General features: G+C 69.0%; 21 protein-coding genes and 2 pseudogenes. 12 read left to right on the top strand and 11 right to left on the bottom strand.

From position 1 onward, the window contains the following. Positions 1–7 precede the first annotated feature (7 nt). On the top strand, positions 8–1465 hold the full coding sequence (gene gndA, locus BcFMB_RS08310; RefSeq protein WP_024541218.1) for an NADP-dependent phosphogluconate dehydrogenase: 1458 nt from the start codon (positions 8–10) through the stop codon (positions 1463–1465). A gap of 88 nt (positions 1466–1553) precedes the next feature. Here gndA and pgl read toward each other — a convergent pair whose 3' ends face one another. From pgl to BcFMB_RS08275, 7 genes are all read right to left on the bottom strand, one after another. Next, entirely contained in the window at positions 1554–2354 is an 801-nt protein-coding gene (gene pgl / locus BcFMB_RS08305) for a 6-phosphogluconolactonase (protein ID WP_099721525.1), read from the bottom strand. Then, a complete protein-coding gene (locus BcFMB_RS08300) occupies positions 2351–3331 on the bottom strand; it encodes a glucose-6-phosphate dehydrogenase assembly protein OpcA (RefSeq protein WP_024541220.1) in 981 nt (326 codons plus the stop codon). The genes pgl and BcFMB_RS08300 overlap by 4 nt, the downstream gene beginning before the upstream one ends. Then, positions 3328–4896: a glucose-6-phosphate dehydrogenase gene (gene zwf / locus BcFMB_RS08295; protein ID WP_033491510.1), complete on the bottom strand. Its 1569-nt coding sequence runs from the start codon at positions 4894–4896 to the stop codon at positions 3328–3330. Before zwf ends, BcFMB_RS08300 begins: the two co-directional genes overlap by 4 nt. Positions 4897–4965: 69 nt before the next feature. Next, positions 4966–5307 carry a hypothetical protein gene (locus tag BcFMB_RS08290; RefSeq protein ID WP_051354906.1) on the bottom strand — a complete coding sequence of 114 codons (342 nt, stop codon included), beginning with the start codon at positions 5305–5307 and terminating at the stop codon, positions 4966–4968. Beyond that, positions 5304–7364 (bottom strand): ferrous iron transport protein B, encoded by a 2061-nt coding sequence (gene feoB / locus BcFMB_RS08285; protein WP_099721524.1) that lies wholly within the window; start codon positions 7362–7364, stop codon positions 5304–5306. Before feoB ends, BcFMB_RS08290 begins: the two co-directional genes overlap by 4 nt. Positions 7365–7422: 58 nt before the next feature. Then, the gene (locus tag BcFMB_RS08280; RefSeq protein WP_081707988.1) at positions 7423–7683 is read right to left on the bottom strand and encodes a FeoA family protein; all 261 of its coding nucleotides are present in this window, start codon (positions 7681–7683) and stop codon (positions 7423–7425) included. Positions 7684–7775: 92 nt separating this feature from the next. After that, positions 7776–9191 carry an aspartate ammonia-lyase gene (locus BcFMB_RS08275; RefSeq protein ID WP_029675600.1) on the bottom strand — a complete coding sequence of 472 codons (1416 nt, stop codon included), beginning with the start codon at positions 9189–9191 and terminating at the stop codon, positions 7776–7778. Between the two features lie 277 nt (positions 9192–9468). Here BcFMB_RS08275 and BcFMB_RS08270 point away from each other — a divergent pair, with 277 nt between their 5' ends. Both BcFMB_RS08270 and BcFMB_RS08265 read left to right on the top strand, forming a co-directional pair. Next, a complete protein-coding gene (locus BcFMB_RS08270; RefSeq protein ID WP_024541226.1) occupies positions 9469–9933 on the top strand; it encodes a nucleoside 2-deoxyribosyltransferase in 465 nt (154 codons plus the stop codon). A gap of 59 nt (positions 9934–9992) precedes the next feature. After that, positions 9993–10502: a MarR family winged helix-turn-helix transcriptional regulator gene (locus BcFMB_RS08265; RefSeq protein WP_051354907.1), complete on the top strand. Its 510-nt coding sequence runs from the start codon at positions 9993–9995 to the stop codon at positions 10500–10502. A gap of 131 nt (positions 10503–10633) precedes the next feature. Here the strand turns inward: BcFMB_RS08265 and BcFMB_RS08260 are convergent, their stop codons facing one another. Next, complete coding sequence (locus BcFMB_RS08260; RefSeq protein WP_024541228.1) at positions 10634–10909, bottom strand: hypothetical protein; 276 nt, start codon at positions 10907–10909, stop codon at positions 10634–10636. 5 nt (positions 10910–10914) lie between these two features. After that, positions 10915–11709 carry a recombinase family protein gene (locus BcFMB_RS10120; protein ID WP_428829188.1) on the bottom strand — a complete coding sequence of 265 codons (795 nt, stop codon included), beginning with the start codon at positions 11707–11709 and terminating at the stop codon, positions 10915–10917. Positions 11710–11902: 193 nt separating this feature from the next. Between BcFMB_RS10120 and cmtR the strand changes: the two genes are divergently transcribed. From cmtR to BcFMB_RS09730, 3 genes are all read left to right on the top strand, one after another. Next, positions 11903–12262 (top strand): Cd(II)/Pb(II)-sensing metalloregulatory transcriptional regulator CmtR, encoded by a 360-nt coding sequence (cmtR, locus tag BcFMB_RS08245; RefSeq protein WP_099721523.1) that lies wholly within the window; start codon positions 11903–11905, stop codon positions 12260–12262. Further along, positions 12259–12852, top strand: coding sequence for a cadmium resistance transporter (locus BcFMB_RS08240; protein ID WP_099721522.1), 594 nt, complete (start codon positions 12259–12261; stop codon positions 12850–12852). Before cmtR ends, BcFMB_RS08240 begins: the two co-directional genes overlap by 4 nt. Positions 12853–13094: 242 nt before the next feature. Continuing rightward, positions 13095–13466: a 6TM ABC transporter family protein gene (locus BcFMB_RS09730; protein ID WP_232513794.1), complete on the top strand. Its 372-nt coding sequence runs from the start codon at positions 13095–13097 to the stop codon at positions 13464–13466. Here the strand turns inward: BcFMB_RS09730 and BcFMB_RS09890 are convergent. Further along, a complete protein-coding gene (locus tag BcFMB_RS09890) occupies positions 13463–13600 on the bottom strand; it encodes a hypothetical protein (protein WP_232513793.1) in 138 nt (45 codons plus the stop codon). The genes BcFMB_RS09730 and BcFMB_RS09890 overlap by 4 nt on opposite strands. Between BcFMB_RS09890 and BcFMB_RS09625 the strand changes: the two genes are divergently transcribed. From BcFMB_RS09625 to BcFMB_RS08215, 4 genes and pseudogenes are all read left to right on the top strand, one after another. Further along, positions 13594–13944, top strand: coding sequence for an ABC transporter transmembrane domain-containing protein (locus BcFMB_RS09625; protein WP_099721521.1), 351 nt, complete (start codon positions 13594–13596; stop codon positions 13942–13944). The genes BcFMB_RS09890 and BcFMB_RS09625 overlap by 7 nt on opposite strands. Further along, positions 13926–14372 (top strand): annotated as a pseudogene (locus BcFMB_RS09885) (ATP-binding cassette domain-containing protein); the annotation flags it as partial. The gene BcFMB_RS09625 and the pseudogene BcFMB_RS09885, both read left to right, overlap by 19 nt. A gap of 59 nt (positions 14373–14431) precedes the next feature. Beyond that, positions 14432–16206: pseudogene (locus BcFMB_RS08220) on the top strand (carbon starvation CstA family protein); the annotation flags it as partial. 6 nt (positions 16207–16212) lie between these two features. Continuing rightward, positions 16213–16527 carry a CstA-like transporter-associated (seleno)protein gene (locus tag BcFMB_RS08215; protein WP_099721768.1) on the top strand — a complete coding sequence of 105 codons (315 nt, stop codon included), beginning with the start codon at positions 16213–16215 and terminating at the stop codon, positions 16525–16527. A gap of 103 nt (positions 16528–16630) precedes the next feature. Here the strand turns inward: BcFMB_RS08215 and BcFMB_RS08210 are convergent, their stop codons facing one another. Beyond that, on the bottom strand, positions 16631–18040 hold the full coding sequence (locus BcFMB_RS08210; protein WP_232513792.1) for a glycoside hydrolase family 3 N-terminal domain-containing protein: 1410 nt from the start codon (positions 18038–18040) through the stop codon (positions 16631–16633). A gap of 182 nt (positions 18041–18222) precedes the next feature. Here BcFMB_RS08210 and BcFMB_RS08205 point away from each other — a divergent pair, with 182 nt between their 5' ends. Both BcFMB_RS08205 and BcFMB_RS08200 read left to right on the top strand, forming a co-directional pair. Beyond that, entirely contained in the window at positions 18223–21387 is a 3165-nt protein-coding gene (locus BcFMB_RS08205; RefSeq protein ID WP_099721519.1) for a UPF0182 family membrane protein, read from the top strand. Between the two features lie 124 nt (positions 21388–21511). Then, entirely contained in the window at positions 21512–22027 is a 516-nt protein-coding gene (locus tag BcFMB_RS08200; RefSeq protein WP_024541237.1) for a GNAT family N-acetyltransferase, read from the top strand. Positions 22028–22073 lie beyond the last annotated feature (46 nt).

Here is a 22073-nt window from a genome sequence, read left to right as displayed (position 1 = left end):
AACGCATATGAGCGCAGAAGCAAACGTCGGAGTTGTCGGACTCGCCGCGATGGGCGCGAGCCTGGCACGCAACCTCGCCCGCCACGGCAACCGGGTCGCCGTCTACAACCGGCACTATTCGCGCACCGAGCACCTGCTCGACGACTACGGCGACGAGGGCGAGTTCTATCCGGCGAAGACCGTCAAGGAGTTCGTCGACCTGCTCGAGAGGCCCCGCACCGCGATCATCATGGTCAAGGCCGGCGCGGCGACCGACGCCGTCATCGACGAGCTCGCCGAGTACATGGAGCCGGGCGACATCATCGTCGACGGCGGCAACTCGTACTTCAAGGACACGATCCGCCGCGAGAAGGAGCTGCGCGCCAAGGGCCTGCACTTCGTCGGCATGGGCGTCTCCGGCGGCGAGGAGGGCGCGCTGCTCGGCCCGTCGATGATGCCCGGCGGCTCCGACGCGTCGTGGGAGCGCCTCAAGCCGATCCTCGAATCGATCGCCGCGAAGGCGGACGACGGCGAACCGTGCGTCATGCACGTCGGCGAGAACGGCGCCGGCCACTTCGTCAAGATGGTGCACAACGGCATCGAATACGCAGACATGCAGCTCATCGCCGAAAGCTATGACATCATGCGCCGCGGCCTGGGCATGACGCCCGACGAGATCGGCGACGTCTTCGCGCGGTGGAACGGCACCGACCTCGACTCCTACCTCATCGAGATCACGGCCGAAGTGCTGCACAAGAAGGACCCGCAGACCGGCAAGCCGCTCGTCGACGTCATCCTCGACCATGCCGGCATGAAGGGCACCGGCACGTGGACCGTGCAGACGGCTCTCGAGCTCGGCGTGCCGGTCACCGGCATCGCCGAGGCCGTGTTCGCACGCGGCCTGTCCGACCAGACGGCGCTGCGCGACAAGGCGCAGGCCGACCCGTTCGAGGGCCCCGACGGCCACATCGAACTCGGCGTCGAGACACGCGAGGCCTTCATCGAACGCATCCGCCAGGCGCTGTACGCGTCGAAGATCGTCGCGTACGCGCAGGGCTTCAACGAGATCTCGCGCGCCGCCGAGACCTACGGCTGGGACATCGACATGGCGCATCTGGCGCGCATCTGGCGCGCCGGCTGCATCATCCGCGCGAAGTTCCTCGACCGCATCTCCGAAGCCTTCGAGGACGGTGCCGCCGACGTCTCGCTGCTGTTCGCCCCCTATTTCAAGCAGGGCATCGAGGCCAGCGAGTCCGACTGGCGCCACGTCGTGGCCACGACGGCCGAGGTCGGCCTGCCGGCGCCGGTCTTCTCATCGTCGCTCGCGTACTTCGACGGCCTGCGCGCCAGGCGTCTGCCGGCCGCCCTCATCCAGGGCCAGCGTGACCTGTTCGGCGCCCACACCTACCGCCGCGTGGACCAGCCGGGCGCCTGGCACATCCTGTGGGCCGAGCCCGGCCAGCGGGAAGTGAGGATGGCCGACTGACGGCCCCGTGCATATGCGAAGGCCGCCGACCCCGGGATAGGGGTCGGCGGCCTTCGTCGTCCGGTTGCGTGCGGCGGACGGTCGCCGTTCAGGCGCGCAGCTTCGCCGTCGACGCCTCGTCGCCGATCCACAGCAGCTGGCGTCGCGCGTCGGCGAAGGACGCCGGATAGTGCATGTCGCGCTCGTTCGTGAAGGTCTGCGCCATCGCGTCGGCCTTCGCCGCGCGCGAGCCGCAGATCCACAGATAGTCGGTCCTGGCGATCATCGGCACCGTGAAGGTCAGGCGCGTCGGCGGCGGCTTGGGGGAGTCGTCGACGCCGGTCACGAGGACGTCCGGGTCGTCGCCGAGCAGCTCCTTGTGGTCGGGGAACAGCGAAGCGAAATGGCCGTCGGGTCCGACGCCGAACATCATGATGTCCATCGCCGCCGCCTGGCCGAGCTCGCCGAGCAGCTCCGACTGGTAGACGGCGGCCGCGTGCCGCAGCGCGTCGCGCGTCTGCCGGGGCGTCGCGTCGGCACGCTGCCGCGCGTCGCGCGTGTCGGCCGGCATCGCGTGAATCTGCGCGTCGTCCATGCGCCCCTCGGCGACCAGACGGTCGAACAATGCGCCGCGCGCCTGCTTCTCGTTGCGCTCGTCGCTGTCGGCGGGCACGAAGCGTTCGTCGCCCCACCAGATGTGCACGCGGCGCCAGTCGACGACGTCGAGCAGCGGCGAGGACGCGATCGCCCTGAGGATCGCCGTGCCGTCGGTGCCGCCGGTCACGGCGACGTCGACGCGCTCGCGATCGGGCCGGTCGAGCACCTCGTTCATCGTCAGCAACGTGCGCGCGGCGATCGCCTCGGCGAACAGCCGCTGGTCGGGGTAGGTGATGAGTTCGCGTTCGATCATCGCATGTCCTCCTGCAGCCGGTCCCTCGCGCCGTCGGGGTGGATGCGCCGCCAGCCGTCGGTGATGACCCGCGCGTAAATCTCGTCGGGGTAGAGGCGGCCGAGCTCCTCGCTCAGGCAGTCGCCGAGCGAGCGCATCGGCAGCGGAATCGTCTGCGCGGACTGCTCGGGCACGCTGATCGTGACGATGTCGTCGTGGTCGTGGCAGCGCACGAGGCTGAGCACGCCTCCGTCCTCGCGCGTCAGGTTCACCGCGCAGATCGCCGTCGCGTCGTCGTCGGTCTCGATCGAAACCGGGATGTCGAGGCTGACGGCGAGCCATGCGGCGAGCAGGTCCTTGGGCAGGTAGTCCGCCTCGCCGACGACGTTCGCGGCCGTGATGCGCATATGCGGCGGCTGGTCGAGCATCGCCGCGAGCAGCGCGCGCCAGCGCGTGAGCCTCGTCCACGACATGTCGACGTTCTTCGGCGAGCGGTTGCGCCGCAGGTCCTCGATCGTGCGCATCGGGTTGACCGAACGCATCGCGTCGGTGATGCGCGACTGCGCCATCGCGCCGACGAGGTCCTTCGACGGGTTGGCCGGCGCCTCGGTCGGCCACCAGGCCACGATCGGCGCATCCGGCACGAGCAGCGGCGTGACGAGCGTGTCGAGATGGTGGATGAGGCCGCCGCGCGGACGCAGCACGATGATCTCGCCCGCGCCGGCGTCGGCGCCGATGCGCACCTCGGCGTCGAGGTAGGTGCGGTCCTCCTCGGGCTCACCCATGCGCCTCGAGCTCGGCGCGATCGCGATGACGCGGCACGGATGGTCACGGCTCGCGTCGTTCGCCAATGCGAGCGAGTTCTCGAGATGGTCCTCGTCGGTGACGATGAGCAGCGTCAGCACGCGGCCGAGCGCGACCTCGCCGCGCTCCTCGTGCAGTTCGTCGATCTTGTTCGAGATCTCATTGGTCTCGGTGTCCCGCATCGTAATGATCATGGCATCCTCCAACGGTGTCCGTCGCGTGCAAGCATCTCCACGGCCTCCTGCGGGCCCCACGTACCGGCGCGGTAGGGCTGCGGCTGTCCCAGCGTCGACCAGAAGTCCTCGATCGGGTCGAGGATGCGCCAGGACAGGTCCACCTCCTTCGTCGTCGGGAACAGCGGCGGGTCGCCGAGCAGCACGTCGAGAATCAGGCGCTCGTAGGCCTCGGGGGAGGCCTCGGTGAACGAACGACCGTAGCTGAAGTCCATCGACACGTCGCGCACCTCCATCGACGTGACCCCCGGCACCTTCGAGCCGAAGCGGATCGTGACGCCCTCGTAGGGCTGGACGCGGATGACGATCGCGTTCTTGCCGAGCTCCTGCGTCGCCGTCGACTCGAAGGGCAGATGCGGGGCGCGCTTGAAGACGAGCGCGATCTCGGTGACGCGCCTGCCCAGACGCTTGCCGGTGCGCAGGTAGAAGGGGACGCCGGCCCAGCGGCGCGTGTCGATGTCGAGGCGGATCGCCGCGTAGGTCTCGGTCGTCGAATCCGGGTCGATGCCCTTCTCCTCGAGATAGCCGCACACCGGCTCCGAGCCTTGCCAGCCGGCCGAGTACTGGCCTCGCGCCGTGTGGGCGGCCAGGTCGCGCGGCAGCCGCACGGCGGAGAGCACCTTCGTCTTCTCGGCCATCAGGTCGCGCGCCGAGAACGAGACCGGCTCCTCCATCGCCGTGAGCGCCATGAGCTGCAGCAGATGGTTCTGGATGACGTCCCTGGCCGCGCCGATGCCGTCGTAGTAGCCGGCGCGCCCGGCGACGCCGATGTCCTCGGCCATCGTGATCTGCACATGGTCGACGTAGTTCGCGTTCCAGATCGGCTCGTACATCGTGTTCGCGAAGCGCAGCGCGAGCAGGTTCTGCACGGTCTCCTTGCCCAGATAGTGGTCGATGCGGAACACCGAATCGGGGTCGAAGACCTCGGAGATGACCTCGTCGAGCTGCTGCGCGCTCGCCAGGTCGTGGCCGAAGGGCTTCTCGATGATGACGCGGCGCCACGCGTCCTCGCCGGACTTCGCCAGGCCGCAGTTCGCCAGCTGGCGCGCCACGATCGGGAAGTCGCGCGGCGGTACCGACATGTAGAACGCGTGGTTGCCGCGCGTACCGCGGTCGCGGTCGAGCTCGGCGACGGTGTCGCTCAGGCGCGCGAAGGCATCCGGGTCCTCGAAGGTGCCGCGCACGAAGCGGATGCCGCGGGCGAGCTGGTCCCAGGTCGCGTCGTTGAACTGCGTGCGGCAGTGCGCCTGCACGTTCTCCTTGACGAACTCCTTGAAGTGGTCCTCGGTCCAGTCGCGCCGCGCGAAGCCGGTCAGGCCGAAGCTCGGCGGCAGCAGGCCGCGGTTCGCCAGATCATAGATGGCCGGCAGCAGCTTCTTGCGCGACAGGTCGCCGGTCACGCCGAAGATCACGATGCTGCATGGTCCTGCGATGCGGGGAAGGCGCAGATCCCTGGGGTCCCTCAGCGGGTTGACCCAATCGAGCGGCGCCGCCCCTTGTTCAGTTGTCTGTGTCATGTCTGCCATCCTAGCGCCGCCCGCGTCCCCGTCCGTACGCGCACGCCGCTTTTCCACGCTCGGGGCAATGGATGCGTCCTACGCGTGCGATCGCATGCGCGCCCTGATGCGCGCGGCGATCGACGGGCCGGCCTTCGCCGCCGCAGGACGCAGCGGGCAGCCGGCGCAGACGATCGAACCGGGCGACGGCTCGCACGGTCCGGCCGAGCAGCCGGCCGTCAGCTCGACGACGTCGATCATGCCGTGCGCGCGCGCATGCTCGACGATCTGCTCGACGAAGTCGCGCGGCAGCCCGCGTCCGGCCGCGCACTGCGCGACGCTCATGCCGGCCTCCAGATCGGCGACGACGGCGGCGACGACGTGCGTGCGTGCGCCGCGCGCCGGCCGGCGCCCGTCGCCGGTGCGCCTGAAGCCGCTCATAGCAGCCACCTCAGCGTCTGGAACGCGACGACGGCAAGCAGATAGGCGACGACGAGTCCGAGTCCGACCGACTGCATCGCGATGCGCGTCGAATACTGCCGTCTGAGTTCGGCGACCGTCGCCAGGCACGGCGTGTACGCGAGCGTGAACAGCATGAACGCGATCGCGGCGGCGCGTCCGTGGCCGCCCGAGCTCTCGTCGAAGGAGGCGCGCATCGCGGCGCCGAGCGAACCCTCGCCCTGCTGCTGCTCGTCCTCGTCGCCGGTGTCGATGCTGTAGGACTGCGCCATCGACGCGACGACGACCTCCTTGGCGACGAAGCCGGTCATCAGCGCCGCCGAGGCGTGCCAGTCGTCGAAGCCGGCGGGCGCGAAGACCGGGGCGACATGGTCGGCGACGACGCCGTAGAGGGAATCGTGCACGTCGTCGACCTTCGCGAAGGAGCCGGCCGCGGCGGTCGCCGGGATCGACTGCAGCAGCCACATGACGACGAGCATCGAGACGATGATCGTGCTCGCGCCGCGCACGAAGCCCCACAGCCGCATCAGCACCGAGCGGCCGAGCGTGATCAGGCGCGGCACCTGGTAGGGCGGCAGGCTCATCGCGAACGGCTCGGAGCGCACGTCGGTGAAGCGCACGCGGCGCAGCAGGACGCCGACGAGCAGGATGAGCACGATCGAGCACACGTACATCAGGAAGACGACGAGGCCGGCCCGGTCGCGGAAGAACGCGTAGGCGAGCACGAGGTAGACGCTCAGGCGCGCCGTGCAGCTCGAGAACGGCACGAGCATGCCGACGAGGACGCGTTGGCGCGAATCGGGCAATGTGCGCGTGGCGGCGAGCGCCGGCAGGTTGCAGCCGAAGCCGATGACGATCGGCAGGAACGCGCGGCCGTCGAGGCCCATGCAGCGCATCGCGCGGTCCATGACGAAGGCGGCACGCGCGAGGTAGCCGGAATCCTCGAGCAGGCTCAGCAGGATGAACATGATGCCCATCGGCGGGATGAAGGTGGCGACGGCGACGACGCCGTCGATGACGCCGTCGACGACGAGCGAATGGACCCACGAACCGGACGCGGCGGGGCCGAAGCGCGCGAAGAGCCAGTCGGCGCCGGCGACGAGCCAGTCGCGCACGGTGCCGTCGATCCAGTCCTGGGCGGGGCCGGCGAGCGTCGTCGTCGCCTCGAACACGCCGAGCATGAGCAGCAGGAAGGCGACGACGCCGAGGACCGGGTTGAGCAATACGCGGTCGATGCGGTCGGAGACGGTGACGCGGTCGCGCGCCCGCATGTCGAGCCTGGAGAGCACGTCGGCGGCCCAGTCGAAGCGCGCGTCGGCGCCGCCCTCGACCCAGTCGCGCGCGTCGACGTCGCCGACCTGCACCTTCGTCAGGCCGTGCGGCATCGGCGTGCCGGACAGATGCGCGCCGACGGCGTCCATCAGCGCGGCCGCCCCGGCGCCGGTGCGCCCGTCGACCTCGACGACCGGCACGCCGTCGAGCGCGCGCGACAGCTGCGCCGGATCGACGCGCGCACCCTGCCGCGCGGCGAGGTCGTTCATCGTCAGCGCGACGACGGTCGGGCGTCCCAGTTCGAGGACGGTGGCGAGGAAGTACAGCGCGCGCGAGATGTTCGTCGCGTCGACGACGGTCACGACGAGGTCCGGGTCGCCGTCGCCCCCCAGCCCCATGACCGCCTGCGCGGCGACCTCCTCGTCCGGCGAGAGCGGCAGCAGCGAGTAGGTGCCCGGCGTGTCGATGAGGTCCCAGCGTTCGCCGTCGTGGTCGTAGACTCCCTCCTCGAGCAGCACCGTCGTGCCGGGCGCGTTCATGACGCGGGCCCTCGCGCCGAGGATCGCGTTGAACAGCGACGACTTGCCGACGTTCGGGTTGCCGATGAAGACGATGCGCGGCATGCCGCCCTCACGCACGCGGTGGCCACCGACGTCGCAGCAGGGGCGTGCGCCGCGGCGGGCGGCGCCGGTGCCATGGTCGTCGTGGCGGCGCGCGGGCAGCAGCGCCGCCAGTCCGCGTCGGTGGTCGTGATGGTCTGAGGTCATGGTCGGTCCTTGGATGTGGTTCAGGAGGAGAAAGAGGACGGAGATTGTCGCGCGCCGGTCAGTCGGCGGCGGGCGTGACGGCGATGAGCGAGGCGGTGCGCCCGTCGAGCGCGATGCGCTCGGTGCCCTTCGCGACGACGCGGCCGCCGAAGTTCGCGCGCTGCACGACGCGGATGACGGTGCCGGCGCGCAGCCCCAGCTCGAGCATGCGGAATCGGTGGCGTTCGTCGACGCCGACGGCCGTGATCGCCATGTCCTCGTTCGGCGGGCAGTTCTCGACGGTCAGTGGGGAAACGGTCAGTGGGGAAGAGGTGTCCATAAGCGCACATTGTTATGGCGATCGTGGGGAAAGTCAATAGTTCCGAGACGGAAAACGGGACGGAAAGCGACAAGGGCCCCGACGAGGCGGAATCAGTCCGCGCCCAGCGTGCGGCAGGTCTGCCCCAGACCCCGGCTGAGCGCGACGACGTCGAGCAGCCGGTCGATTTCGTCGTCCGGCAGGTCGGTGTGCTCCCTGGCGGCGCGCCGCACCGTGACGCCCTCGGCCATCGCGTCCTTCGCGAGCCCCATCGCGCGCTCGTAGCCGACCGCGTCGTTGAGCGCCGCCGCGATCGACGGCGACTGCTCGGCGTGGCGGCGGCCGCGCTCGACGTCGACGCGGATTCCCTCGACGCACTTCGTGCGGAACATGTCCATCGCGTTGATCGCGAGCGTCATGCCGGTGAGGATCTCGTGGATGATCACCGGGTCGAAGGCATTGAGCTGCAGCTGGCCCTCGGCGGCCGCCCAGTTGACGGTCACGTCCATGCCGAAGACGACGAAGCAGCACTGGTCGACGCATTCGGGGATGACCGGGTTCACCTTGCCCGGCATGATCGACGAGCCCGCCTGGCGTGCCGGCACCTTGAGGTCCTCGAAGCCGCAGCGCGGCCCTGAGTTGAGCAGACGCAGGTCGTCGGCGGCCTTCTTCAGATGGACCGCGAGGTTCTTCAGGCAGGCGCTCGCGGCGATGTAGGCGCTCATGTCGGTGACCGAGGCGACCGGGTCGGCGGCGGCGTGCACCGGCAGCCCGGTCAGCCGCGCGAGAGTGCGCGTCGCGCTCTCGCGGAAGCGCAGGTCGGCGCACACGCCGGTGCCGATCGCCGTCGCGCCGAGGTTGAGGTCGCACAGTTGGTCGACGAGCGCGTCCATCGCCTGCAGGTCGAGCTTGAGGAACGACGCCCAGGCGTGGAACTCCTGGCCGAAGGTCATCGGCACGGCGTCCTGCAGCTGCGTGCGCCCGATCGTCACGTCGTCGGCGTGCCGGTCGGCCAGTGTGTGGAACGCGTCGCGCAGGCGCCGCGCGGCGGCAGCGAGCGGCGTCAGCCCGCCGCAGATCGCGAGCTTGCAGGCGGCCGGGTAGGTGTCGTTCGTCGACTGCGAGCGGTTGACGTCGTCGTTGGGGTGGATGTAGGCGTAGTCGCCGCGCGGACGTCCGCAGATCTCGAGCGCGCGGTTGGCGATGACCTCGTTCATGTTCATGTTCAGGCTCGTGCCGGCGCCGCCCTGCAGCACGTCGACGGGGAACTGGTCGGCGAGAGCGCCGCCCTCGGTCTCCTCACAGGCCTGTTCGATCGCCTTCGCCTTGTCCTCCTCGAGCAGGCCGAGCTCGGCGTTCGCGATCGCGCAGGCGCGTTTGACGACGGCGTAGGCGCGGATGAGCGCCTCGTGCGAGGAGTCGGGGATGCCGCTGACCGTGAAGTTCTCGATCGCGCGCTGCGTGTGGATGCCCCAGTACACATCCTGCGGCACCTTGAGCGTGCCGATGCAGTCGTGCTCGGCCCTCATGGCCGGCACGTCCCGCGCCTCCGTCTCCGTGGCCGTATCGTCCGCGGCCGCCGTCGCGGCGTCCCGTCCTCCCCCGTCCCTGCCGATGCCGTCTCCGTCGCGCTGTCCGTCCATGATCTCGCTCCTTGTCCTTGCGCCGTCTGCGCGGTCCGCGCATATGCCCGCCGCGTTTTTCCGGCCTATGATTCTATGTTCGCGCCCGTGGACGCGGCAAGGACGATATTGCTTACAGCCGATTGCCCGCGCGTCGCCTCATGCGCGCGGTTCAATGGGGGCTATGGAAAACTTCGAGACCAACCAGAACGTGCATTTCACCTCGTCCAAGCCGATCTACGACTTCTATGTGGCGGGACCCTACGAGACGGCCGAGCAGGTCGAGAGCATGGAGCGCCTCGAGCGCGTGCTCAAGGGCCGCGGCAAGAACCTGTACCTGCCGCGCTTCGCGATGGACGTCAACGTCTCCGGACCGCGCGCCGTCTTCGAGGACCGCATCCGCGCGATCGGGAACTCGGCCGCGCTCATCGCGAACTTCGACGACAAGGACCCCGGCACCGTCTTCTCGATGGGCTACGCCTACGCGCTCGGCAAGCCGGTCTACGCGTACTGCGAGGGCATCCTGCCGAACGCCCGCATCAGCCTGATGATCGATCAGGCGGCCACGGCGGTGCTCGACGGCCCCGCCGACCTCGAGAGCCTGCTCGATTCGGGCCGCATCAAGCCGCTGAACCTCGAGCAGTGCTGAACGGCGACGTCGCGGCGCGCGTCCGTGCGCGCCGCGGCCCGCATGGACGGTGAGCGACGATGACCGACGACGACATGCGTTTCGAGCCGCTGCGCGCCGATGTGATCGAATGCGCGCAGAGGGCGCACGGCGACGCCGACACGCAGCTGTTCGCGTTCTTCGAGGAGCTCCGGCGCGTCGACCTCATCTACGGCGCCTACGGACGCCGCTCGGGGCTGCCGCTGAGCGTGTACCTGATCTTCGACTACATCTGCGAGAACGACGGCACGTCGCAGCGCGAGATCTGCGCGTACACGCTGCTGCCGCGCCAGAGCGTGAACAACGTCGTCAACTCGCTCGCCGCGCAGGGCCTGCTGCGGCTCGAGGGCAGCGAGCACGACCGACGCGTCAAGCGCATCCGGCTCACCGACGAGGGGAGGCGCTGGCGCGAACGGCTGATCGAGCCGCTGCGCGGCGCCGAGCTGCGCGCGATGGCCGAGCTCGAACCCGACGAGCGCCGCGCGATGATCGCCTACGTCGACAAGTTCATGAACGCGCTCGAACGTCAGATCGGCGCCCTCGGGGGCTGATCGGGCGCCGACGGCCCCTGTCCGCGCGGTTTCTCCCGGACGCTGTGCGCTGCGGCGCGGACAGGGGGCATGTGAAGATGCTGCAAGGATGACGCGCCGAGGCCGATACCGGCGGCGAGGGGAAGGTATGCTTACTGATTGTCCCAATATGGGACAGTTTTGGTAGTGCCTTTGACGCTTCGGCTGGCGGCTTTGGCGGTCTTGGTTCCCTGGGTTTTGAGCTGGTCGTCGGCGCTGTCGATGAGGTCGCCGTCGCCGGCATGAGGTGTTCCCGCTGGCCCGTGTGCGACCTGGCCGGCGGTGTGGCCCGTCTGGCCGATGATCGTGGTGGCGCGGTGGTTGAGGTTGAGGTGACCGAGGTGGCTGGTCGCCTGCCCGCTATCGCCGCTGCTGCGCAGGCCTTTCATGGGTTTTAGTTTCCTTCTCCGAACGTGGTCGAGAACAGCGCGTAGAGTTTGCTGTCGCTGGGGATGCGCCCGTCAATCGGGATGACAGCGTTGCCGCTTTTCATCAGGCCGTGTCCCCGGGGCACGTTGGTGAAGTAGCGGCGCTGGTCCTGGCTGAAGTGGAGCCTGAGGATCCGCCACCGCGCTCGAGCGTCCACGACGCACCTACTGCAAGGCGTTCTCGCGCCCTCGCTCGGCGCGCTGAAGGGCGCGGTAGACCGTGGAGCGGCCCACGCTGAACAGCTCGGCCAGCTCGCCCACGGTGTGCTCGTCGGCAGCATGTAGCCGGACGAGGTGAGCTTCTTGCCGGGGGTGAGTTTCGGTGACTTTCCGCGCAGCCGGCCCTTGGCCTTGACGACCTTCATCCCCTCGCGGGTGCGGGCACGGATGAGGTCGGCTTCGAACTCGGTGACCATCGCCAGCACGTTGAACAACAGTTTCCCCATCGGGTCGGTCGGGTCGTACACCGATCCGGCGATGCTCAGCTTCACTTCCCGCGCCGCGAGGTCGTCGGCGATCTGGTGGGCATCACGGACTGAACGCGCCAGCCGATCGAGCTTGGTGACCACGAACGTATCGCCGTCCCGACAGGCAGCCAGCGCCTGCCGCAGGCCCTCACGGTCGGCGTTGCGGCCCGTGAGCCCGTGATCGACGTAGATGCGCTTGGGATCGACGCCGAACGCCGCGAGTCCGTCACGCTGCGCGGTCAGGTCCTGCTCGTCGGTGGAGACTCGGGCATAGCCGACCTTCAAAGGGGACATGCTCCCCAGTGTGTCATATAGCCTCCCTTCACCGGACAGTTCACCGGACGGGTCTTACGGGACAGCCCGCCAGGCGTGCCGTCGTTCCTCTCGATAAGTAGCGGTGGTGTCCAGTGAGGGTTCCCCTTACGGGTATGCGATCTGGGCTGACGCCTGTGACCGAGTGTTCAGTGCGCGTTGTATAGTTCAGTCCATGCTGACTATTGCTTCGCGTCTCGACGTGATGAACCGCCTGGGTCGTGCACTGGCCGACCCCACTCGATCCCGGATCATCTTGACCCTGCTCGACCATCCCGCTTACCCGGTGGAACTGGCCCGAGATCTGGACCTGACACGCCCGAACGTGTCCAACCACCTGGCATGCCTGCGCGATTGCGGGATCGTCGTCTCCGAGCCCGAGGGTCGTCGGACACGATATGAGATCGCCGATTCGCATCTGGCGCAGGCGCTGACGGCACTGGTCGATGCCACCCTGGCAGTGGACGAAGACGCCCCGTGCATCGATCCCGCCTGCTCGCTTCCCGGATGCGACGCAGCTGGGGAGGGCGCATGATCCTCACCTCGGTCTTGCAGGCGATGGGCCTGTTCGCAGCGACCAACATCGACGACATCATCGTGCTCTCCCTCTTCTTCGCGCGAGGGGCAGGCCAGCGCGGCACTACCGCCCGCATTCTGGCCGGCCAGTACCTCGGATTCGCCGGCATCCTCGGTGCCGCGGTCCTGGTGACCATCGGTGCCGGAGCATTCCTGCCCTCGGCAGCCATCCCGTACTTCGGTCTCATCCCTCTGGGCCTCGGCCTCTGGGCCGCATGGCAGGCCTGGCGCGGAGACGATGACGACGAGGCCAAGGTTGCCGGCAAGAAGGTCGGCGTGTGGACAGTCGCAGGCGTCACCCTTGCCAACGGCGGCGACAACATCGGCGTCTACACCCCTGTCTTCCTCAGCGTGGAACCTCTCGCAGTAGTCGTCTACTGCATCGTCTTCCTCGCGCTCGTCGCGGTCCTGGTGGCCCTGGCAAAGTTCGTCGCCACCCTCCCCCCGATTGCCGAAGTGCTCGAACGCTGGGAGCACATCCTCTTCCCCATCGTTCTCATCGGCCTCGGCATCGTGATCCTCGTCAGCGGCGGAGCCTTCGGACTCTGACGTAGCGGCAGCGAACCAAACGGCCCCGACCGGGCGCACCCCTCTCGGTCCAGACCGCGACACCTACCTGCAGCCAGTCCTGCGTGATCGCGGCAACAAGATCGCCACAGAGCGCTGCAAGAACCCCGCCACCAAGCGAACGAAGCCACAGCGGATCACACGACATACCGCCAACCGGTGCAAAAACGGACAATTTTCGGACCTCGTCGCATGACGCCGTTTTTCTACCTTCCCGAGGAACTATGAGACTCGTACTGCGTTTCATGAAACCGTACCGCCCGCTGCTGGCGCTGACGATCGCACTGATGGCCATCGACGTCGTCGGCGCGCTGCTCGTGCCGACGCTCGCTGCGCGCCTGCTCAACGAGGGCGCCGCCGCAATGACGATGCGCACGATGGCCACGACCGCGATGTGGATGGTCGCCGCCTCGCTCGTCGCGTGCGCCTGCGCGATCGGCGCCGGCTACTGCTGCTCGCGGCTGTTCGCGCGCGCCGCCAAGGACATGCGCGACGCGATCTACGCCAAGTCGCTCAACCTGTCCGTCTTCGACTTCCGCCAGTTCGGCACCGCCTCGATGGTCACGCGCACGATGAGCGACGTCGTCAACATCTAGACGGCCATCACGAACGTCATCATGATGATGCTGCCGGTGCCGTTCATCTTCGTCGTGGCGCTCACCTTCGCGTTCAGCCTCGACACGGTGCTCGCCTGGTGGCTCGTCGGCGCGATCGCGAGCGTCTGTGTCATCGCGACGTTCACCCTGCGCTCCGCCGCACCGGCACCTGCAGCGCCTGCTCGACCGCATCGGCGCCGTGCTGCTCGAGAACCTCACCGGTGTGCGTGTCGTGCGCGCCTTCGGCAAGGAGCCCTTCGAGGAGGCGCGCATGGACCGGGCCTTCGCCGCCTATGCGGCCACGTCGATCAGGGCGAACCGCCTGTTCGCCAACCTTGACGGCCTGTCCTACCTGTTCATCACGCTGTTCATCATCGTCGTCTACTGGCTGTGCGGAGGGCGCATCACGGCGGGCGCGTTCCAGATGGCGACATCGTCGCCATCATCGAATACGCGGTCATGGCGCTGTTCTACCTGATGGCCGCGCAGATGGTCGTCGCGATGCTCCCCAGGGCGCTCGAATGCTGCCGCCGCGTGCGCGAGGTGCTCGACCGCACGCCAGACGTGGCCGACCCGGCCGACCCCGTCGACATGACATGCCGCGGCCCGCTGGCCGACGGCGAGGTACTCGCCTTCGACGACGTGACCTTCCGCTTCGCCGACGCCGAGGAGGACACGCTGCGCTACGTCAGCTTCACGGTGCGCACCGGCGAGACCGTCGCCATCATCGGCGCCACCGGCTCGGGCAAGTCGACGGTCGCCTCGCTCGCGATGCGCTTCCACGACGCCAGCTGGGGACGCGTGATCGTCGACGGCGTCGACGTGCGCGACATGCGCCAGCACGACCTGCGTGCGCGCATCGCCTATGTGCAACAGCGCGCATGGCTGTTCTCCGGCGATGTGGAGTCCAACCTGCGCTACCGCGACGCGTCCGCCGACGACCACGAGATCGCCGAGGCGCTCGAGATCGCGCCGACCGGCGCGTGCTCTTCGGCCAGCATTTCGCCGCGATCTCCGGCGCAGGCCCGCTCGTCGGCCCGATTCTGGCCGCGCAGATGGGCTACCTGCCGAGCGTGCTGTGGATCATCCTCGGCGTCATCTTCGCCGGCGCCGTCCAGGACATGCTGATGCTGTGGATCTCAGCGAAGCGCCGCGGCCGCTCCTTCGGCCAGATGGCCACCGACGAGATGGGCAAGGTCGGCGGCATCGTCATCTCCGTCTTCCTCGTCGTCGTCACCGCGATCGCGATGGCCCTCCTCGCGCTCGTCGCGATCAAGGCGATGGCGAGCTCGCCGTGGGCCGTGTTCTCGCTCGGCATGACGATCCCGATCGCGCTGGCCATGGGCTGCTACGAGCGCTTCCTGCGCCCGGGCCGCGTCATCGAGACGACGGCGCTCGGCTTCGTGCTGCTCGTTCTGGCGATCGCCGGCGGCGGCATGATCGCGTCCAATCCGACGCTCGCGCCGATCTTCACGCTCGACGCCAAGCAGCTCGTCGTCGCGCTCATCGTCTACTCCTTCGCCGCGGCCGCATTGCCGCACTGGCTGCTCGTCACGCCGCGCGACTACCTGTCCACATTGATGAAGATCGGCACGCTCGCATTGCTCGTCGTCGGCATCGTCGTCGCGAACCCGCAGGTGCAGGTCCCCGCGCTGACGACGCTCGCGTCGCGTTCGGACGGCCCGACCTTCTCCGGCGCGCTGTTCCCGTTCCTGTTCGTCACGATCGCCTGCGGCGCGCTCTCCGGCTTCCACGGCGCCGTCTCCTCGGGACTGACGCCGAAGACCGTCGAGAAGGAGAACCAGATCCGCATGATCGGCTACGGCTCGATGCTCGTCGAATCGTTCACGGCGATCATCGTGCTCATCGCGGCGGTCACGATCAGCCAGGGCGTCTACTTCTCGATGAACATGTCGCCCGCGCAGATCGAGGCGGCCGCGCGCGACGCCGGCGCGACGACCTTCGCGATCGGCATGGCGAACTTCCTCAAGTCGTATCTGGGCGGCGAGAACGCGATGGCGTTCTGGTACCACTCGCGATCATGTTCGAGGCGCTGTTCATCCTGACGACCGTCGACAACGGCACGCGCGTCGCACGCTACCAGATCGGCGACCTGCTCGGCAACGTGCGCCGCCTCAGGCGCTTCGCCGACCCCACATGGCGCCCCGGCAACCTCATCACGACCTTCATCGCCACGGCCGCATGGGGCTCGATGCTCTATATGGGCGTGTCGGACGCCAACGGCGGCATCAACGCGATGGTGCCGATCTTCGGCATCTCCAACCAGCTGCTCGCCGCCGGATGCCTGATGCTCGTCACCGTCTGTGTCGTCAAGGCCGGCCTGACGAAGTACGCGTGGATACCGGCCGTGCCGCTCGTCTGGGACGTCGCCGTGACCTTCACCGCCGACTTCCAGAAGATCTTCGACCCGCAGCTGGGCTACTTCGCGGCCGCCTCCGCATGGCGCGCGAGGATCGACGCCCGCGCGCTCGAGGGCGACGCGCTCGCGGCCGCGCACGCGTCGCTGTCGAACGCGTACCCCGACGGCGCGCTTTCGGTGTTCTTCCTCGTCATGATGACGGCGTTCCTCGCGGTCGGCGTGAAGACGTGCGTCGCCACGGTGCGCGCACGCCGCTACGGCGCCGAGTTCACGAGCGAGGAGCCCTTCGTCGAATCGTCGTGGTTCGCGCCCTCCGGACTGTTCGCCACGAAGCTCGAACGCAAGGCGCGCGCCGAATACGAGCTGATGACCGGCGCCGCGCCGCGAGCCGATGAGGACCGGGACGAGGACCGGGTGCGCGGACGCCGAGGCGCGCCCGCTCGCAGGCGTCGCCGGGGTGCCGGCATGACGGGCGCCGGACGCGCGGCCTCATGGGCCGCGCGGCTGTGGCGCGGCGCAGTCTGGTATCTGCGCGAACTGAGCGGCGAGGCGCGCTACGACCACTACGTCGAACGGATGCGCCGCGAACATCCCGACCGCACGCCGCTGGGCGAACGCGAGTTCCTGCGCGAGCGCGAACGCCACGAGCGCGAGCATCCGAACACGAGCTGCTGCTGCTGAGGGCGGCGCGGCCATGGGCGCAAGGCGGCCCCGGGCCACATCCATCGTGACCCGGGGCCGCCTTTATATATACCGGTCGGATCGCGCCGGCCGGCGTCCGTGCTCAGCGTATGAGGCCGATGGCGATCTTCATCGCGACGACGCGCGTCGCCGACGCGGTGACCCTGTCGGCGAAGGCGTCGTCGGCCGCGGCGCGCGCCCGCAGCCCGGCGAGGATCGGCGTCGTGTACGCCGGGTCGTTGATGCAGGCGACGTCGCCGCCGGCCTCGACGAGGCGCACGCCGAGCTGCGTCGGTTCGACGCCGCCGACGGCGCTCGCCGACAGCGAATCGGAGATGACGACGCCGTCGTAGCCGGTGCGTTCGCGCAGCAGCTCGGTGACGATCGGCCGGGAGAAGGCGGCCGGCACACCCGGGTCGAGCTGTGCGTACGAGGCGAGCGACATCATGACCATCGCCGGACGGCCTTCCCCGATCGCCTCGGTGAACGCGGCCACTTCGGGCCCGTCGGCGTCCGTCGTCGTGTCGACGATGCCGTCGGCCGTGAAATCGGTGTTGCCGGTGACCGAGCCCAGTCCGGGGTAGTGCTTGACGGCCGTCGCGACGCCGGCGTCGCGCATGCCGTCGATGAACGCGACGGCATGGCGCGCGTCGCCGTCCGCATCGAGGCCGAAGTCGCGGTCGAGGGCGCCGATCGGCGCGTTCGCCGCACGATCGATCGTCACCGTGTCGACCGACGGCGCAAGATCCACATCGACGCCGGCGGCATGCAGCTGCGCGCCCCAGCGGCGGCTGTCCTCCCGCAGCGCGTCCACGGTGAGCCGGCCCTGTTCCAGCGCGCTCGGCATCGTCTCGAACCCGGGGCCCTGCAGATGCTGCACGAGGCCGCCCTCCTGGTCGGTGGCGACGAGCAGCGGCGTGCCGTCTGTGGCGTAGCCGCGCAATGCGTCGATGGCGGCGCGCACGCCGTCGACGCCGGAGGCCCAGTTGCCCATCAGGATGACCGAGCCGACGTGGTCGTCGCCGATCAGCGAGGCGAGCGCCGACGGGTCGGTGCCGGCGGCGAGCGGCGCCATGACGAGCTGCGCGGCGCGCTCGTCAAGGCTCATCGCATCGACGATGCGCTTCGCGCGCGCCGTCGCGTCCCCGCGCCGCTGCGCGGCGTCGTCCTTCCCGTCGTCATCGCCCTTCGCGTCCCCGGCGCCGTCATCGTCCCTCTGCGCCGCGTCGCCCGTCGCCGGATCCGGCGACGGCGCGGGGGAGGAGGGGGATGACGTCCGCGCCGAGGTGGTGGCCTGCGTGCGGAAGTGCTCGCGATGGCGGGCGCCGGCGGCGAAGGCGATCGACACCGCGAGCACGAGCGCGACGGCCGCCGTCGCGACGAGCGCCAGGACATGTCCCGCGCGATTGCCTTCCGCGTCCCTGCCGTGTCTGCCGTTGCCCCGTGCCGCCATGCCGTACGCCCCTTTCCATGCGCGCCGCGTGTCCGCCGTGCGCCTCTTCTGCCTTGTCACGCCCCGCATCGCCCTGCGTGGCGACCGGCGTGATCCGTGAGCCCAGTCTAGCAAGCGCCGTCGCGAGCCGGTCCGTCCGCCCCGCACGGCCCCGCGCGCTTTTCGCGCACTCTTCGCCACTCTTCACGCACTCTTCACGCGTCGGCCTGTGCTTCTTCGGCTCGGTTCTGTAGACTGGACGAATGTCTTTCTTCGATTTCGGACCCCTGTTCGGCCAGGGACCGCGCAGGCGGCCCACCGATTCCGCCACCACCAACGACGATCCGATCGTGATCAACATCGAGACCGATGGCGAGGACGCCCCATCCCCCTCGGGCGCGCCGCCGACCGCGCCGCCGCGCATCACGCGCCGCGCGCCGTCGGGCGGGTCGGGCCGCGGCTACAAGATCGTCATCGGCGTCGTGCTCGCGCTCGCCGTCGTCGTCGGCCTGTTCTTCGCCGTCGCGTCCTTCGCGACCGACGTCATGTGGTATGACCAGCTCGGCTTCTCGAGTGTCGTGTGGACGCTGCTGGGCACGCGCGTCGGCCTGTGGATCGCCTACGCGCTGCTCATGGTGCTCATCACCTACGTCGCCGCGACGCTCGCGATCCGCGCGCGTCCCGACTTCGCCGACGGATCGACGATCCGCGTCAACGGCGACACGATCGAGATCGGCCGCGGCGTCTCCTCGAAGAACGCCCGGCGCGTCGCCGTCGGCGTCTCGCTCGTCGCCGGCCTGCTCTTCGGCTCGCGTTTCAACGCGAACTGGTCGCAGGTCCTGCTGATGTTCCACGCCAAGCGCTTCGGCGTCACCGACCCGCAGTTCGGCATCGACAACGGCTTCTACGTCTTCGTGCTGCCGGGCCTGTCGCTGCTGCTGTCGGCGCTGTCGGTGCTGCTGTTCGTCGCGCTCGTCTTCTCGATCATCACCCATGTGGCGATGGGCGGCATCCGCTTCACGATGCCCCGGCGTGGACGCAGCATCTTCTCGATGACGCGCCGTGCCCGCCGCCAGATCGCGATCTGGCTGATGGCGTGGATGTGCTCGTGGGCCGTCAACCAGGCGTTGTCCGTTTTCTCGACGCTCACGGACGAAGGCGACCGCATCACCGGCGCCACCTACACGACGGTGAACGCGTCGATCCCGATCACCTTCATCCTCGCGGGCCTGACCGCCATCGCCGGCGTCGTGCTCGGCGTGTGGCTCATGCGTTCGCCGGCGCTCACCGACGCCGCTTCCGCGAAGACGGCGCCGCCGGCGAGCGCGTGGAGGGAATGGCGCGTCCCGGCGATCACCGTCGCGTCGTGCCTCGTCGTGTCGCTGCTGCTGTCGTCGCTGTGGCCGGCGCTGCTGCAGCGCTTCCGCGTCAACCCGAACGCCCAGGAGATGGAATCGGCGTACATCCAGCGCAACATCGACGCGACGCGCGCCGCCTACGGGCTCGACTCCGTCAGGACCGAGGAGTACAAGGCCACGACGAAGGCCGAGGCAGGCGCGCTGCAGCACGACACGGAGACGACGGCGCAGATCCGCCTGCTCGACCCGCAGATCGTCTCGCCGACCTTCAAGCAGCTGCAGCAGATGAAGCAGTACTACACCTTCGCGGACACATTGGCGGTCGACAAGTACGACATCGACGGCGTCAACCAGGACACCGTCATCGCCGCGCGCGAGATGGACCTGTCGGGCAACGACAACCGCAACTGGGTCAACGACCACACCGTGTACACGCACGGCTACGGCGTCGTCGCCGCCTACGGCAACCGCGTGACGAGCGACGGCCAGCCGGAGTTCTTCGAATACGGCATCCCGACGCAGGGCTACCTCACCGACACGCAGCACTACGAGCCGCGCATCTACTTCTCGCCGAACGCGCCCGAATACTCGATCGTCGGCGCGCCCGAGGGTACGAAGTCGTGGGAGTTCGACTATCCGACCTCCGGCGCCGAGGGCGCGACGACGACCTTCGACGGCGACGGCGGCCCGAGGCTCGGCAACATCATGGCGAGGCTGCTGTACTCGATCCGCTTCGGCTCCGACCAGATCCTGTTCTCCGACCGCGTGAACGCCGACTCGCAGATCCTCTACGACCGCTCGCCCAAGGAGCGCGTCGCGAAGGTCGCGCCGTACCTGACGCTCGACGGACGCGTCTACCCGGCCGTCGTCGACGGCCGCGTCAAGTGGATCATCGACGGCTACACGACGTCGGACCGCTACCCGTACGCGCAGATGACCGACCTGGCCTCGGCGACCGAGGATTCGACGACGGTCTCGTCGTCGTCGGTCGCGGGGCTGAGCCCCAAGCGCGCGAACTACATCCGCAACTCGGTCAAGGCGACCGTCGACGCCTACGACGGCTCGGTCGACCTGTACACGTGGGACGAGGCCGACCCGGTGCTCAAGGCGTGGCAGTCGATCTTCCCGGCGAACTACCATCCGATGTCCGAGATCTCCGGCGACCTGATGGCGCACATGCGCTACCCGGAGGGCATCTTCAAGGTGCAGCGCCAGCTGCTGTCGAAGTACCATGTGACGCAGGCGAGCCAGTTCTTCTCCGGCGAGGACTTCTGGCAGACCCCGGTCGACCCGACCGAGTCGAAGGCCCAGCAGGCGCAGGACGTGCTGCAGCCGCCGTACTATCTGACGCTCAAGACCGGAGGCTCGAAGGAGCCGGTGTTCTCGCTGACGAGCACTTACATCCCGGCGGGCGCGAGCACGCGCGAGATCCTCACCGGCTTCCTGTCCGTCGACTCCGACGCCGGACGCACGAAGGGCGTCAAGGGGCCCGACTACGGCACGATCAGGCTGCAGGAGCTGCCGAAGGACTCGAACGTGCCCGGACCCGGCCAGGCGCAGAACAACTTCAACGCCGACGCCGACGTCTCCAAGGAGCTCAACCTGCTCGAATCGGGTTCGACGCAGATCGAACGCGGCAACCTGCTCACGTTGCCGCTCGGCGGCGGCCTCGTCTACGTCGAGCCGGTGTACGTGAAGTCCTCCGGCGCGACGAGCTACCCGCTGCTCAAGAAGGTCCTCGTCGCCTTCGGCGACAAGGTCGGCTTTGCGGACACGCTCGACGAGGCGCTCGACCAGGTCTTCGGCGGCGACTCCGGCGCCTCGGCCGGCGACGCGGATAACGCGGGCGCATCCGCCGGCGTGGCCGGCGCCGCCAAGGACGAGGCGGACAAGGACGAGACGCCGTCCGCCTCGGCCAAGGACCCGGCGCTCAAATCGGCGCTCGACGACGCCGCGAAGGCGATGAAGGACGCGGACAAGGCGATGAAGTCCGGCGACTGGAGCGCCTACGGCGAGGCGCAGCGCCGCCTCGAGGAGGCCGTCAACAAGGCCCTCGAGCTCGAAGGCTGAGCGCCGGCGCCGCGAACGGGGGTGCGCCCCACGGACCATATGGTCCGTGGGGCGCACCCCCGTTTTGCGCCGCATGGCGTAGCGGCGCCGGGCGAGTTCCGCGCCGCGGTTATGCTAGGACGTTATGATCACATACAGCTACAGGCAGGCCGGCGACGACGACGTGGACGTCATCACCGACGTCTACAACGAGGCCGTCGTCGAGGGCGGCTCGACGACCGACCTGACGCCGGTGGGGCGCGCGAGCCGCAAGGCGTGGCTCGAACGGCACCGCGATCCCTACGCGGTGTTCGTCATCACGGCCGAGGAGGACGGCGTGCGCCGCGACATCGGCTTCGCGTCGATCTCGGTGTTCTACGACCGTCCCGGCTACGACGGCGTGTGCAGCCTCGCCTACTACATCGCGCGCGACGCGCGCGGCAGCGGAGCTGGTGCCTTCACGATGCGCGCATTGCTCGACGAATGCGCGGCGCGCGGCATGCGGCGCGCCTGCACGACGATCTTCGCCGACAACGCGGCCTCCACCGGCCTGTGCGAGCGCTTCGGCTTCACCCGCTACGGCTACATGCCCGACGCGGCCTACGATTCGCGGCGCACATTGCACGCCATGAGCTACTGGTACGTCGACATCGACCGCTGACCGGCACGCCCCGGCGGGGCGCACACCGCCGCGCACAACCCCAAGT

Origin of the sequence: Bifidobacterium choerinum, from assembly GCF_002761235.1 — a bacterium.
GTDB lineage: Bacteria > Actinomycetota > Actinomycetes > Actinomycetales > Bifidobacteriaceae > Bifidobacterium > Bifidobacterium choerinum.
This window is presented reverse-complemented; position numbering and strand designations above follow the sequence as displayed.